The 13,277-nt window shown below is 76.9% G+C and carries 12 protein-coding genes; 6 read left to right on the plus strand and 6 right to left on the minus strand.

The genetic code is table 11. The features are described 5' to 3' along the window. Positions 1–17: 17 nt before the first annotated feature. Together ACFVVL_RS32090 and ACFVVL_RS32095 are read right to left on the minus strand one after the other, a co-directional pair. Entirely contained in the window at positions 18–1,436 is a 1,419-nt protein-coding gene (locus tag ACFVVL_RS32090; protein WP_387681465.1) for an ABC transporter substrate-binding protein, read from the minus strand. After that, positions 1,427–2,062 carry a hypothetical protein gene (locus ACFVVL_RS32095; protein ID WP_387681467.1) on the minus strand — a complete coding sequence of 212 codons (636 nt, stop codon included), beginning with the start codon at positions 2,060–2,062 and terminating at the stop codon, positions 1,427–1,429. The genes ACFVVL_RS32090 and ACFVVL_RS32095 overlap by 10 nt, the downstream gene beginning before the upstream one ends. Before the next feature lie 99 nt (positions 2,063–2,161). On the opposite strand from ACFVVL_RS32095, the gene ACFVVL_RS32100 reads away from it, so the two are divergent. From ACFVVL_RS32100 to ACFVVL_RS32115, 4 genes are all read left to right on the plus strand, one after another. Continuing rightward, positions 2,162–2,761, plus strand: a complete 600-nt coding sequence (locus ACFVVL_RS32100) for a hypothetical protein (RefSeq protein WP_380292960.1) — start codon at positions 2,162–2,164, stop codon at positions 2,759–2,761. A gap of 12 nt (positions 2,762–2,773) precedes the next feature. After that, positions 2,774–4,780, plus strand: coding sequence for an ABC transporter permease (locus ACFVVL_RS32105; protein ID WP_387681470.1), 2,007 nt, complete (start codon positions 2,774–2,776; stop codon positions 4,778–4,780). Between the two features lie 184 nt (positions 4,781–4,964). Beyond that, positions 4,965–5,687: an ABC transporter ATP-binding protein gene (locus ACFVVL_RS32110; protein WP_387681473.1), complete on the plus strand. Its 723-nt coding sequence runs from the start codon at positions 4,965–4,967 to the stop codon at positions 5,685–5,687. A gap of 63 nt (positions 5,688–5,750) precedes the next feature. After that, positions 5,751–6,443, plus strand: a complete 693-nt coding sequence (locus ACFVVL_RS32115; RefSeq protein ID WP_387681476.1) for an ABC transporter ATP-binding protein — start codon at positions 5,751–5,753, stop codon at positions 6,441–6,443. A gap of 47 nt (positions 6,444–6,490) precedes the next feature. Here ACFVVL_RS32115 and ACFVVL_RS32120 read toward each other — a convergent pair whose 3' ends face one another. The 3 genes from ACFVVL_RS32120 to ACFVVL_RS32130 form a co-directional block, all read right to left on the minus strand. Next, positions 6,491–7,288: an SDR family NAD(P)-dependent oxidoreductase gene (locus ACFVVL_RS32120; RefSeq protein WP_387681479.1), complete on the minus strand. Its 798-nt coding sequence runs from the start codon at positions 7,286–7,288 to the stop codon at positions 6,491–6,493. Positions 7,289–7,340: 52 nt separating this feature from the next. Next, entirely contained in the window at positions 7,341–8,069 is a 729-nt protein-coding gene (locus ACFVVL_RS32125) for an MIP family channel protein (protein ID WP_380292950.1), read from the minus strand. 173 nt (positions 8,070–8,242) lie between these two features. Beyond that, positions 8,243–9,199: an NADP-dependent oxidoreductase gene (locus ACFVVL_RS32130; protein ID WP_387681482.1), complete on the minus strand. Its 957-nt coding sequence runs from the start codon at positions 9,197–9,199 to the stop codon at positions 8,243–8,245. Positions 9,200–9,358: 159 nt separating this feature from the next. Between ACFVVL_RS32130 and ACFVVL_RS32135 the strand changes: the two genes are divergently transcribed. After that, entirely contained in the window at positions 9,359–10,783 is a 1,425-nt protein-coding gene (locus tag ACFVVL_RS32135; protein WP_387681485.1) for a LuxR C-terminal-related transcriptional regulator, read from the plus strand. A gap of 504 nt (positions 10,784–11,287) precedes the next feature. Here ACFVVL_RS32135 and ACFVVL_RS32140 read toward each other — a convergent pair. Continuing rightward, positions 11,288–11,884, minus strand: a complete 597-nt coding sequence (locus ACFVVL_RS32140; protein ID WP_387681488.1) for a helix-turn-helix domain-containing protein — start codon at positions 11,882–11,884, stop codon at positions 11,288–11,290. 204 nt (positions 11,885–12,088) lie between these two features. Between ACFVVL_RS32140 and ACFVVL_RS32145 the strand changes: the two genes are divergently transcribed. Next, complete coding sequence (locus tag ACFVVL_RS32145; RefSeq protein WP_387681491.1) at positions 12,089–13,276, plus strand: NAD(P)-binding protein; 1,188 nt, start codon at positions 12,089–12,091, stop codon at positions 13,274–13,276. Position 13,277 lies beyond the last annotated feature (1 nt).

Genomic DNA, 13,277 nt, shown 5'->3' on the forward strand with positions numbered 1-13,277 from the left:
GGGGCGGGGCGCGGGGTTCACGGTGTGTAGGGCAGCTGCGGCACGTCGAAGCAGGTGGTGGTCATGGACTCCACCTGAGTCACCCAGCCGCCGCGCCCGCCCTGGGCGGAGTCCTGCCAGCGGGCCGCGTTCAGACAGGCCCGGGTCGGCCCGCTCGGCGGGGGCTGCGGCACGAAGGAGGCGGGCAGGAGCAGCCCGTGCGCGTCGTAGGGCTCGGGGCGGTTCATGAACCGTTCGACGCAGGCCCGGGTGAGCTGCGCACCGCAGGAGTCCATCGCGTCGGTGAGCCACTGCGCGCCCGCCCAGCCCTCCAGCTCCCAGGCCGACAGCAGCGGCTCGCGCTCCGGGTAGTAGCGGGCCATCGCCGCACGGAAGGCGGCCACCGCCGGGTGGCCGACGTCCTCGTAGCCGAGCGAGGAGGAGGTGGCCCAGAGCGCGTCGCGGCAGGCGGGTGAGGCCCGGTAGTCGGTGCGGACGGCCTCCGACCAGTTCTGCACGTTGGTCACCTTGGCGGTGACGTGCACACCGGCCTCGTCCAGCGAGCGGCAGAGCGCCGCGTTGCCCCGGGTGTCCATGGCGTCGAAGAGCAGCTGCGAGCCGTCCGCCCGGACGGCCGCGGCCACCGCCTGGAAGTTCGGCAGCGCGAAGTCCACCGTCTGCATGAGCACCCGGTAGCCCTCGGCCTCCAGTCCGGCGCGCAGCTGGGCGGCGTAGCGGGCGGAGTCGGCCTGGTTGTAGGCGACCACGGCGGCGCTGCTCGCGCCGAGGCGTTCCCTGAAGAAGCGGAAGACCTCGGTGGACTGGTAGAGCGTGCCGTTCCAGCCGACGGCGTGCCCGTCGCGCGGCGCGCTGCTGCCGTAGATGCCGTACAGGTGAGGCCAGCGATCGTACGCGGTGCCGATCGGCTGGCCGCCGACGTCCGGCACCGCCTTGCCGCTCACGTAGGGGGCGCCCGCGTAGTCGAGGACGCTGCCGGAGACGAAGGCGAAGACGTGCGACTGGTCGACGAGCCGGTGCACGCAGTCCTGGTTGCCGATGCCGCTGCCGCCGTCGTCGCAGGTGACGAGCTTGACGGTGCGGCCGTGCAGGCCGCCGCGGTCGTTGAGCGCCTGGAAGAAGGCCTGGGCGCCGTAGCGCGGTCCGCCGAACACCTCGCTGCCGACCGGGCTGGTCAGCGAGGTGACGACGCCGAGCCGGATCTCGGCCGGGGTGACGCCGGTGTCGGAGGCCGGGTTGCCGCCGCCCGCCGCGGTCGTCCCGGTGGTTCCGGTGGCGCCCGCCGTGGCGGAGCTGGCGCCGAAGGCGCTCTCCGGCAGGCGGGTCCCGCAGCCGGCCGTGCCGGCGAGCACCAGGGCCGAGGCCAGCACGAGGACCAGCGCGAGGACGGGCGCGGGCGCACGGGTGGCGGGCGCTCCGATGGCGGGGCTCAGCTGCATCCGGGGATCGGGGTGCCGGTGGCACCGGCGGCCTGGACCAGCAGACCGCAGAGGGTCGAGCGGGAGACCTTCCAGGTGCCGTTGTCCAGCACCGCCTGACCGGTCGCGGCCGGTTCGACCACGCTGCCCTGGAGGGACAGCTCGTAGGTGACGGTGGCCTCGGTCGGGGAGGTGAACGCCACGTCCGTGACCGTGGCCTTCACCTGGCCGACCCGCGGATCCTGGGCGAAGCCCTGGAGGACCGGCAGCAGCACGTCACCGTTCTGGAGCAGCGCGGCCTTCTCGGGGATCGGGGTGGTCGGGTCGAAGAACTTCTGCCAGTTGTTCGTGATCTGGGTGGTGGCCGCGGCCGGGTCGGCGGGCGCGGTCGCCCCGGGGCTCGGGCTCGCCGTCCCGGTGGCCGTGGCCGTCCCGGTGGCCGTGGCGGTCTCCGTCGTGGTCTCGGTCGCGGTGACGGTCGCCGTGGCCGTGGCCGGCGGCGACGGGCTCGTCGTCGAGGACGTCGACCCGCCGTCACTGCCGCACGCCGTCACCGCGACCGCCGGCAGCAGGGCGAGCAGCAGGCCCGCCGACCGCAGGAGGGCGCGGCCGCCGGGCCGACGGGTGCCGCTCTGCCTCACGTGCATGGTGTTCCTCTCGACGGCCGGGGGCCGGTCCGCGCCGCTCCGGATGCTGTTCCAGGCCGATCCTGGAAACGTCGCAAGTGACACCATCAAGGCGGATCCATGGACGAATCGCAATCCGGGCGGCAGCGCACCGCCAACCGGCCGAAGGACGCGGCGACGCGGGCGGTGCGGTCGGCGCGTTCGGTACGGGCGGGCGGCGGGTGGGCCGGATGGGCGCTGGTCGCCGTGGGCGCGGTGCTCTGCGTGCTGGGCTGGTACGGGGTGTCCGGCGAGCGCTTCGTCGAGCAGCAGATCCCCTACCTGGCCTCGGCGACCGTCCCGGGCGCGGCGCTGATCGTGGCGGGCGTGCTGCTGGTCGCGCTGCGTCCGCCCGGGCGCACCCGCCCGCCGTCCGGGGCCACGGCCACCGACCGCCGGATCGCGCACCTGTACGCCCTGCTGGTCGAGCCCGGGGAGCCCGGGGAGCCCGCCGGTCCTCCGGAGGGCGGGACCGGCGGGCCGCCGACGGCGGTGCCCGGCGGCACGCTCTACCACCGCCCCGACTGCCCGCTGGTGGCCGGCAAGCCCGCCGCCGCCCCCGTCGACGCCGCTGCCGTCCGGGAGCGCGGGCTCACGCCCTGCCGGCTCTGCGACCCCGGGCCGGCCGGCCCCGGCGGCAGCGCCACCCGTCCGGGCGATCCGCGCCCGCCGACCGGCTGAGGCGGCGGCCCGGTGAACCTCCTCGACCCGCTCCTCGGCGCGGCCGGCCCCGACGCGGCGGGCCTCACCCTCGACCTCGCGCTCGCCGGCCTGACCGTCGGCGCCGCCGCCGCGCTCAGCGGCATCGGCCTGGTCGTCTGCCACCGCGCCACCGGCGTGCTCAACCTCGCCCAGGGCGCGCAGGCGATGCTCGTCGCCTACCTGCTGCGCGACCTGGTCGTCGAACGGGACTGGCCGGTCTGGCCGGCCGTGGCGTGCTGCCTGCTGCTGGTGGCACCCGCCCTCGGGGTGCTGCTGGACGCCCTGGTGTACCGGCCGCTGCAACGGCGCGGCGCCGGACCGGCCGAGACGATGGTGGCCGGGCTCGGCGTGTTCGTGCTGCTCATCGGGGTGGTGGTGCTGGTGTGGGGCGCCGGTCCGGTGAGCGGCGCGCCGTCCCCGTTCGGCGGGGCCGCCCTCGCGCTGCCCGGCGGGCACACGCTGCGCCCGGACACGGTGGCGCAGCTGGCCGCGATCCTGGTGCTCGCCCTCGCGGTCGGGGCGACGACCCGGTTCACGCCGTTCGGGCTGCGGGTGCGGGCGGTGGTGGACGACCGGCGGCTCGCCGAGCTGGCCGGGGTGGACGCCGACCGGGTGTCGGCGGCCGGGTGGGCGTTCGGCTCGTTCACCGCCGGGCTGGTCGGGATCGCGCTCGCGCCGTTCCTGCTGCTCGACCCGTACGGGCTGCCGCTGCTGGTCATGGAGACGATGGCGGTCGCGGTGGCCGCCCGGCTGCGGAGCATCCCGGTCGCGGTGGTGACCGGGCTCGGGCTCGGTGTGCTGCAGGCGGAGCTGACCCGGTTCCGGCCGGACGGTCAGCTGCTGCCGCTGGTGCAGGCGGTGCAGGCGAACCTGTTCGTGGTGGCGCTGCTGGCCGCCGCGCTGCTGGCCGGTCCCCGGCTCGCCGACGGCCCGGGCCGGCCGGACGTCCGGCCCGTCCCGCCGTGGACGCGGGCCCGGGGCGGCGGGGGCGCCCGGGCGGCGCGGGCGGTCTGCCTGGTGCTGCTCCTGCTGCCGCTGGGCTTCCGCGGCAACGACCTGCGCAGCGCGCTGCTGGTACCGGCGCTGGCGTTGGTGCTGCTGTCGATCGTGGTGGTGACCGGCTACGGCGGGCAGATCTCGCTCGGCCAGGCCGGGTACGCGGGGCTGGGCGCGCTCGGGACGGCGCTGCTGATGTCCGGGCGGATCCCCGGCCTGCCCGCCCTGCCGGCCGCGCCCGCGCTGCTGTTCGCCGTGCTCGTCACCGCGCCGCTCGGCCTGCTCACCGGCTGGCCGGCGATCCGGCGGCGCGGCCTGGCCCTGGCGCTGGTGACCTTCGCGGTGGGCACGACGCTGAGCCGCTTCGTCTTCCAGCAGCCGTACGCCACCACCGGGCTGGTCCTGGACCGGCCCGCGTTCCTGGCCGGCGACCGCGCCTTCTACGTCGCCGAACTGCTGCTGCTCGGACTGGGCGCGGCCGTGGTCCGGGCCCTGCACGGCGGGCGCACCGGCCGGGCGCTGAGCGCGATGCGCGACCACGAGCCCGGGGCCGCCGCGGCGGGGGTGAACGTGCCGGGGCTCAAGCTGTTCGCGTTCGTGGCGGGCGCCGCCCTGGCGGCGCTCGGCGGCGGCCTGATGGGCATGGCCGGGCGCGCGTTCGACGCGGCGGCGTTCGACCCCGTGCGGGGCCTGCTCTGGTTCGCGGCCGTCGTCGTCGCGGGCGCCGACAGCGCGTCGGCCGCCGTCCTGGCGGCGGCCCTGCTCATCGGCCTGGACGCGGGCACGGTGGCGGGGGTGTCGGCCGTCGCGGTCGGCGCGCTGGCCGCCGCCATCGGCCGCCTCCCGGGCGGCCTGGCCGGCCTCGCCGCCACCCGCACGGCGGCGAGGCCGGTACCGGCGGCGCCCACCGGCCGCCTGACCCCGGCGGGCCGACGGGTCCGGGCACTGATCACCGCCCGCCGACCGGCCGACGGCGGACCATCCGAGGAGGCCGGATCATGACCGCACGTCGCCCCACCACGCCCACCGGCCAGCCGACGGCGGATGCCGCACCGCCCGACCACCCGCCGGGCAGCCGACGGCGGGCCATCCGGGGAGGCCCGCGCTCCGCCCCGCCAGGCCCACCGACCCCACCGAGGCGCGTCCTGGCCGGCGACCGCCGGGCGGGGGACGGCGGGGCCGGGCCGTGACCGTCCTGCACCGCGCCCCCGGGGCCCGGCTGACGGCGCGCGGGGTGGTGCGGCGGTACGGGGGGATCGAGGCGGTGGCGGGGGTCGACCTGGTCGCGGCGCCCGGGCGGGTGACGGCGCTGATCGGGCCGAACGGCGCCGGGAAGAGCACGCTGTTCGACTGCCTGGCCGGCACCGCGCGCCCGGATGCGGGCCGGGTACTGCTCGGCGGCCGGGACGTCACCCGGCTCCCGGTGCACGCGCGGGTGCGGCTCGGACTGGCCCGCACGTTCCAGCAGATCGCCGTCTTCCCGACCCTGTCGGTGGCGGACAACGTCCGGGTCGGCGCCGAGCAGCGCCCGGGCGCGGCGGACGGCCGGACGGCGCGCGCGCTCGCCGTGTTCGGGCTGGGCCCGGTGGCGGCGGAGCCGGCCGGCGGGCTGTCGACGGGTGTGCTGCGGCTGGTCGAACTGGCGCGGGCGCTGGCCGGCGAGCCGCGCGTCCTGCTGCTGGACGAGCCGGCGGCGGGCCTGGACACCGCGCAGACCGCCCGCCTGCTCACCGTCCTGCGCGGTCTGGCCGACGACGGCATGGCCCTGCTGGTGGTCGAGCACGACCCCGGCCTGGTGGCCGAACTCGCCGACACCGTCTACGCGATGGCCGACGGCCGGGTGGTCGCGGCCGGCCCGACGGCGGCGGTGCTGGCCGACCCCCGGGTGGTCCGCGCCTGGGGCCGGTGACCACCTCCGCCCCGCCCCGCCCCCCGCCCCTCACCCTCACCCGCCGACCCCTGGGAGCCCCCCGTGCCCGTCGAAATCGCCCTGCTGGCCGTGCGCGTGCGGTACGGCCCGCTGGAGGCCCTGCACGGCGTGGACCTGGCCGTGCCCTCCGGGCGGGTGACGGTGCTGCTCGGCCGGAACGGGTCCGGTCGGACGAGCGTGCTGCACGCGATGGCCGGGCTGGTCCGGCCGGCCGCCGGGCGAGTGGTGTGGCGCGGGCGGGACGTCACCGCGCTCGGCGTGCACCAGCGGGTGCGGCTCGGCCTCGCGCTGGTGCCGGCGGAGCGGGCGGTGTTCCCCTCGCTCACCGTCGCCGAGCACCTCGCCCTCGGCGCCCGCCCCCGGCGCGGCCCCGCGGGCGAGGCGCTGGAACTGTTCCCGGAGCTCTCCGCGCTGCTCCCCCGGCGGGCCGGGACGCTCTCCGGCGGTCAGCAGCAACTCGTCGCGGTGGCCAGGGCGTTGACCGCTTCACCGAGTCTGCTGCTGCTCGACGAACCGGACCGGGGCCTGGCCCCGGCCGTCGCCGCCCGGCTGCACGCGCACCTGCTGTCCTCGGCCGCCACCACCGGGCGGACGGTCGTCCTGACCGCGCAGACCCTCCCGCCGACGCCGGCCGGGGCGTCCGGGGCGTCCGTCGTGCACGTCCTGCACCGGGGCGAGGTCGGCTTCTCCGGGGAGCCCGGCGAGCCGGGAGCGGCGCCGGACGCGGCGCAGTGACGGACGCGGCGCAGTGACGGACGCGGCGCAGTGACGGCCGGGCCGGGTCACTGGGCCAGGTAGCCGCCGTCCACCGGGAGGACGGCACCGGTGATGAACGACGCCTCGTCGGACGCCAGGAAGAGGACGGCGGCGGCCACTTCCGCAGGAGTGCCCAGGCGGCGCATCGGGTGGCGCTGCTCGATGGCGGCGAGGTACTCGGGCCCGCCGGGCTCGTCCCGCAGCTGGGCGACCCGCTCGGTGGTGATCGTGCCGGGGGCGACGGCGTTGACCCGGATCCCCCGGTCGGCCCACTCCACGGCGAGGTGCTTGGTGAGGCCGGAGGCGACGAACTTGGCGGGGCCGTAGACGGCCTGGCCGCGCTGCCCGGCGACGCCGGAGATGGACGAGACGCAGACGATCGCTCCCCCGGCCTGCGCCTGCGCCTGCGCCATCGCCTCGATGGCGTACTTGCAGGTGAGGAACATCCCCCGGCCGTCGACGGCCATCACGCGGTCCCAGTCCGCGGCGTCCGCCTCGGTGATCTCCAGCAGCGGGATGACCCCCGCGTTGGCGACCAGGACGTCCAGCCGGCCGTGCCGCTCGACGGCGGCGGCGATCATCCGGCGGGCGTCCTCGTCCCGCGAGACGTCCCCCTCCACGGTGGTGACGGACCGCGGCAGCCGTTCGGCCAGCCGCCGCAGTCCGTCGCCGTCGAGGTCGGTGGCCACCACCGACGCGCCCTCCCGGGCGAAGAGTTCGGCGACGGCGCGGCCGATCCCGTTCGCCGCGCCGGTGACCACGCAGCACTTCCCCGCCAGCCGCCCGCCGGCCCCCCGGGCGGCCACGGTCCTCTCGTCATCCATGACGCCGAACTGTAACCGCCCGGCTCCGGCCGGTGACACCCCCCGGGCCGTGTTACGCCGCGGCCCGGGCGTCCGTGGCGAGGGCCTCGGCCGCGGGGAGGTTGGGCTGCGGGTGGGTCAGCAGGTGCACGCCGGCCGCGAGGGCGCCGCCGAGCAGCGGGGCGAGGAGGAACAGCCACAGCTGGGAGAGCGCCGGGCCGCCCGCGAACAGGGCCGGGCCGAGGCTGCGGGCCGGGTTCACCGAGGTGCCGGTGAGCGGGATGCCGACCAGGTGCACGACCACCAGGGCCATGCCGATCGGCAGCCCGTCGAAGCCGGTGACGGCGAGCCGGTGGGTGACCGCGAGGACGACGTAGACCAGCAGGAAGGTCAGCACGATCTCGGTCAGGAAGGCGCCACCGGCGTTCATGTGGACCTGCGAGCGGTCACCCCAGCCGTTGGTGCCGAGCTTGCCGTGGGTCTCCAGGCCGGGGACCTGCTTGGCGAGCACCAGCACCAGCGCCGCACCGGCGATGGCGCCGAGCACCTGCGCGACCCAGTACGACACCGCCGTGCGGCCGTCGATCCGGCGGGCCAGCAGGAAACCGAGCGTCACCGCCGGGTTCACGTGGCAGCCGGAGACCGGGCCGATCGCGTACGCGAGCGCGAGCAGCACGAAGCCGAACGCGAGCGCGATGCCCACCGAGCCGATGGCCTCCCCCGCCAGCACCGCCGCGCCCACCGCCAGCAGCACCAACAACAGCGTTCCGAGGAACTCTCCGACCACCGCTCGCCTGTCCATCCGGGTCCTCCTGACCTCGTGCGCGCGGGCGGCCCGACGCCGCCCGTCACTCCCGGTCAACCCTCTGCACTCGAATGGGGGAGCGCATGTCGGCCGACCGGGCGATCCCCGTGATCACGGGGATTCCGAGCGTCGGATTATTCCAAACGAGTGAAAATCAGACCAATCCGGACTTAGGGAACGATCAGGACGATCTTCCCCCGCAGGTGCCCGCGCGCGCTCTCGGCCTGCGCCTCGGCCGCGTCCGCCAGCGGCAGCACCCGGTGCAGCGGGAGCGTCAGTTCGCCCGCCCCGAACAGGTCGAGCGCGCCGTTCAGCGCCGGGCGGTCGTAGGTCTCGGTCGCCTCGCCGCCGGTGAAACGGACCCCGTGCTGCTCGGCGCCCTGCCAGTCGGCGATGGTCAGCACGTGCTCCACGCCACCCGCCAGCTCGGCCGACAGCGGCAGCACGCCCGCCCCGGCCGCGTCCAGCACCCGGTCCACACCGTCGGGGGCGACGACCCGGACCCGCCCGGCCAGGCCCTCGCCGTACGCCACCGGCACGGCGCCCAGCTCGCGCAGGTACCCGTGGTTGGCCTCGCTCGCGGTACCGATCACCCGGATCCCCCGGGCCCGGGCGAACTGCAGCAGCAGCGTGCCGACGCCGCCCGCCGCGCCGTGCACCAGCAGCGTGTGGCCGGACCGCACGTCCAGCAGGTCGAGGGAGCGCCAGGCGGTCTCCGCGGCCACCGGCACCGCCGCGGCCCGCGCCCAGTCCAGCGCGGCCGGCTTGCGGACCAGTCGGCCCGCCTCCGCCAGCACGTGCTCCGCGTACCCGCCGCCGTGCACCCCGCCCAGCACCTCGTCGCCGCTCCGCCACTCGGTGACGTCCGCGCCGACGGACTCCACCACACCCGCGACCTCGTAGCCGAGGACGGCGGGGAAGGTGACCGGGAACAGCCCGGTCAGCGCGCCGGAGCGCACCTTGTGGTCGAGCGGGTTGACGCCGACGGCGCGCACGGCGATCCGCACCTGGCCCGGGCCGGGCGCGGGCAGCTCGATCCCGATCGGCCGCAGGACGTCCACGCCGCCGTACTCGGTGAAGCCGATGGCCTTGGTCGGAAGGGTTCCGGGGCCGGAGGTGTTGCTCATGGGAATGCCCACCGTTCGTTCGTTCCAGGGGACTTGGCTCGTCCCGGTGACGACTCCAGCCTGGTACGGAGGACGGCGCCGTCCGCCCGGCCGTTCGGGCGGTTCCACCTGTCCGTTCGGCCGGGCCGGCGGGGGCGGGCGCGAACTACGCTGGTCGGCATGGTGGAGCAGCTGCGGGGCGACGACGGACACGAGGACGGGCGCGGGCACGGGCCGGGGGGCGAGGACGGGCCGGGGGCCGGCGGGTGGTCCTGGGACGACCCCGCGGGGGCACTGGCCCTCACCGCCGAGGTGCTGCGCACACCCCGGCCGAGGCTCATGGCGAAGATGTCCGAGGTGATCGCCGGGATCGTCCCGCACCTCGCGCTGGCCCAGCTGAGCGGGATCTGCACGCACTCCCCCGCGAGCGTCACCGGCCCCGAGGAGCTGTCCGCGCGGATCACCGGCGCGGAGCTCGCCAGGCTCCGGGAGGAGGTGACGCCCGGCCGGCCCTGGCAGGGCGAGGCGGTGCTCGGCGGGCGCCCTCACCCGGCCGTCGCCGTGGCGGCGGCGCCGACCGGCAGCAACGGTGCGCTGCTGGTCCTGGTCCGCGCGGCGGGCGGGCCGCACGGCGGCCGCGCCGGGGCGGCGCCGGTGCCCGAACGGGCGCTGCGCGTGCTGCAGCAGCTGTGGGAACTGCTGACCACCCACTCCCACCACCGGGCCGTCGACGCCGCGCCCACCCACGCCGCCGCCTCACGCGCCTCGGCGAGCGCCCGCGCGCGCACCATCGCCGAACTCGGCGGCGCCCACGCCTCCACGCTCTCCACGATCCTCGCGCCGCTGCGCTCCGCCGCCCTGGACGACGCGACCGCCCGGCGCAACGCCACCGAGCTGGCCGTCACCGCCCTGCTCGACCTGCGCGGCGCCGCCGCCCTCGACCGCGAGCTGAGCGAGGAGCCGGCCGCCACCGCGTTCTCCCGACTCGCCGACGCGGTACGGCCGTTGCTCCGTCACAGCCCGATCCGGCTGGATCTGCTGCCCCCGGCCGAGGGGGACCGCACGGTGCCCACCGACACCGCGCACACCGCCCGCGAGGCCGTCCGCGCCACGGTGCTCGCCATGCTGGAACAGGAGGGCCTGAGCCGTCTGCACGTGCGGTGGCAGTTCGTCGACAACGGCCTGCGCGCGGTCGTCCGGGACGACGGCCCGGGGCTGCTGACCGCCGACGCGCTGGCCGTCCACCGCACCGCCGACCGGATCTCCGCCCTGGCCGGGCGCCTGACGCTCGACGCCGTCCCGGGCTGGGGCACCACGGTCACCGTCGACCTTCCCCTGCACGCCCCGCAGGCCTGCCCGGGCGCCGCGACCCACTCCCTGGAGGGCCTGCACCCGAGGGAGCTGGAGGTGCTGGACCAGCTCGCCCGGGGCCGCCGCAACCGCGAGATCGCGGCCGCCCTGCACATCAGCGAGTCCACGGTGAAGTTCCACGTCGCCAACATCCTGGCCAAGCTCGACGTCACCTCCCGCGGCGAGGCCGCCGCCCTCGCCCGCCACGCCGGCCTCCCCACCCCACCCCCGACCCCCCTCCACGCCGCCTCCTGACCCACCCGAGGAGTGGGAAGTCGGCCCCGCCGAAATACCACTACCCCACCACCAAAGGCACCGCCCGAACCCCGCGCACACCCCCCCACAGAAAGACGGCCCCACCGACGTCCCACTCCCGACGCACCCACCGAAGAACCCGCACGACCCGCCGCTCACCCCCGCACAGAAAGTCGGCCCCGCCGACTTCCTACTCCTGGTCCGCTCGCGCGCGCGGCCGGTCGCCTCTCCGGGTGCGCCGGGCTTCGGCGGCCGGGGCGGCGAGTTCGGGCCGAGCGGACAGGTCGAACGTGGCGGCGCAGAGCAAGGGCGGGCGGCACGTGACCGAGGAGGGCCATGGTGGGACCCCTCAGAGCCCCTTGGCGCGGGCGCGGCCGTCGGCTCTCCGGCCCGGGTGCGCCGGTCCTCGGCGGCCAGGTCGGCGGGCCGAGCGGACAGGTCGGAGATGGCGGCGCAGAGCAAGGGCGGGCGGCACGTGACCGAGGAGGGCCGTGGTGGGACCCCTCAGGGCCCCTTCGGGCGGGTGCGGGCGCGGAGGTGGAGGCGTTCGCCCTGTTTGCCGAAGAGGCTGAGGACTTCGACGTCACCGGCCCCGGTGGAGCCGAACCAGTGCGGGTTCTGGCAGTCGAACTCGGCCGCCTCGCCGGCGGCGAGGACGACGTCGTGCTCGCCGAGCAGCAGCCGCAGACGGCCGGAGAGCACGTAGAGCCATTCGTGCCCGGTGTGGGTGGCGAGGGAGGGGGTCTGCTGGGCCGCCGGGATGGTGATCTTGAAAGCCCGGGGCTCGGTGCGGTGGCGGGAGAGCGGGACGAAGGTCCGCCCGTCGGCGCGTCCCGGGTGCTGGTGGACGCGCGGGTCCTGGACGCGCGGGGCGGCGACGATCTCGTCCAGCGGGACGGCAAGGGCGGCGGCGATCGGCAGCAGGAGTTCCAGGCTGGGTTTGCGCTGCTCGGACTCCAGCCGGGAGAGCGTGCTCTTGGAGATGCCGGTGGCCTGGCCGAGCTCGGCCAGGGACATGCCCTTGCGCTCGCGCAGCCGACGCAGCCGGGGGCCGATCTGGCGCAGCGTGGCGGCGATCTCGGGGTTGGCGTCCTGGTCCATACGGACGATCGAACCAGGACGTCCCGGTCGCGGCAACGCTGCCCGGCCCGCCGCCCCGCCGGAGACGGGCGCCCACCCCGGACGCACGCGCCGGGCGGCGCGCTGTCACATCCGGGCCCGCCGCGCCGTCTGCCTCCCGACAGCGGCCGCGGCCGGGGGCGCCCCGGACCGGCCGGACACGGACGAACAGCGGAGGACGGGCCCATGACGCGGCGGATCACCATCATCGGCGGGGGCTTCGGCGGGCTGACGGCGGCCATCTCGGCGGCCGAGGCGGGCGCCGGGGTGACGCTCCACGAGGCACACCGGCGGCTCGGCGGACGGGCCCGCACCGCACAGGCGCCGTACCGGACCAACGAGGGACCGCACGCCTTCTACCGGCGCGGCCCGCACTGGGCGTGGCTGCGGCAGCGCGGGCTGGCCGGCCCGACGGCCCGCGTCCCGCTCGGCGCGCTGCTGCGCACCCGCTACCTCCTCGACGGCCGGCTGCACGCGCTGCCGCCGCTGGCGCTCTCCCGGCTGGCGGCCCGTCGGGACGCGCCGGTCGGCCGGACCTTCCTGGGCTGGGCGAGCGAGGTGGCGGGCGAGCGGACGGCCCGGGCGGCGGCCAACTTCGCCGCCGTGGCGACCTTCCACCACGATCCGGGGCTGCTGTCGGCGGCGTTCACCCAGGAGCGGTTGCGCCGCGCCGCGAGCCTGCCGCCGGAGGCGGTGTACCCGGTGGGCGGCTGGCAGTCGGTGATCGACCGGATGACGGCCCGCGCCCGGGAGCTGGGCGTGCGGGTGGAGACCGGCTCCCGGCTGGAGGCGCTGCCGCCCGCCGACCACCCGGTGATCGTCGCGACCTCGCTGGAGTCGGCGCGCCGGCTGCTGGGCGACCCGGGCCTGTCCGGGGAGAGCGGCCGGACGCTGCTGCTCGACGTGGCGCTGCGCTCCCGGCGCGGCGACGCCTTCTTCGTCTCGGACCTCGACCGCACCGGCTGGGTGGAGCGCTTCACCACCCAGGACGGCAGTCTGGCCCCGGCCGGCGAGCAGCTGGTCCAGGCCCAACTTCCGCTGGCTCCCGGCGAGTCGCGGGAGTCCGGGGTGGCCCGGGCCGAACACCTGCTGGAGCTGGGCTTCCCGGGCTGGGCGGAGCGCCTGTGTTGGCGCCGCACCGCCGTCGCGGCCGGCCGCACCGGTGCGGTGGACCGCCCGGGCACCACCTGGCGCGACCGCCCCGCGATCGACCGCGGCGACGGCGTCCTCCTCGTCGGCGACCAGGTCGCCGCCCCGGGCGTCCTGAGCGAGGTCTCCTTCACCAGCGCGCTCGAAGCCGTCGCCCTGGCCCTCACCGGCCGGCCCGCCCACTGCCCCACCCGGCGGACCGCCCCCACCGGGACCACCCGGTGAC

Origin of the sequence: Kitasatospora sp. NPDC058115, from assembly GCF_042884635.1 — a bacterium.
Taxonomy (GTDB): Bacteria; Actinomycetota; Actinomycetes; order Streptomycetales; family Streptomycetaceae; genus Kitasatospora.

Excerpts from the sequence above, each read along its gene's own strand:
- ACFVVL_RS32090 (WP_387681465.1), bottom strand. The coding sequence starts at position 1,436 with ATGCAGCTGAGCCCCGCCATCGGAGCGCCCGCCACCCGTGCGCCCGCG.
- ACFVVL_RS32095 (WP_387681467.1), bottom strand. The coding sequence starts at position 2,062 with ATGCACGTGAGGCAGAGCGGCACCCGTCGGCCCGGCGGCCGCGCCCTC.
- ACFVVL_RS32100 (WP_380292960.1), top strand. The coding sequence starts at position 2,162 with ATGGACGAATCGCAATCCGGGCGGCAGCGCACCGCCAACCGGCCGAAG.
- ACFVVL_RS32120 (WP_387681479.1), bottom strand. The coding sequence starts at position 7,288 with ATGGATGACGAGAGGACCGTGGCCGCCCGGGGGGCCGGCGGGCGGCTG.
- ACFVVL_RS32125 (WP_380292950.1), bottom strand. The coding sequence starts at position 8,069 with ATGGACAGGCGAGCGGTGGTCGGAGAGTTCCTCGGAACGCTGTTGTTG.
- ACFVVL_RS32130 (WP_387681482.1), bottom strand. The coding sequence starts at position 9,199 with ATGAGCAACACCTCCGGCCCCGGAACCCTTCCGACCAAGGCCATCGGC.
- ACFVVL_RS32135 (WP_387681485.1), top strand. The coding sequence starts at position 9,359 with ATGGTGGAGCAGCTGCGGGGCGACGACGGACACGAGGACGGGCGCGGG.
- ACFVVL_RS32140 (WP_387681488.1), bottom strand. The coding sequence starts at position 11,884 with ATGGACCAGGACGCCAACCCCGAGATCGCCGCCACGCTGCGCCAGATC.
- ACFVVL_RS32145 (WP_387681491.1), top strand. The coding sequence starts at position 12,089 with ATGACGCGGCGGATCACCATCATCGGCGGGGGCTTCGGCGGGCTGACG.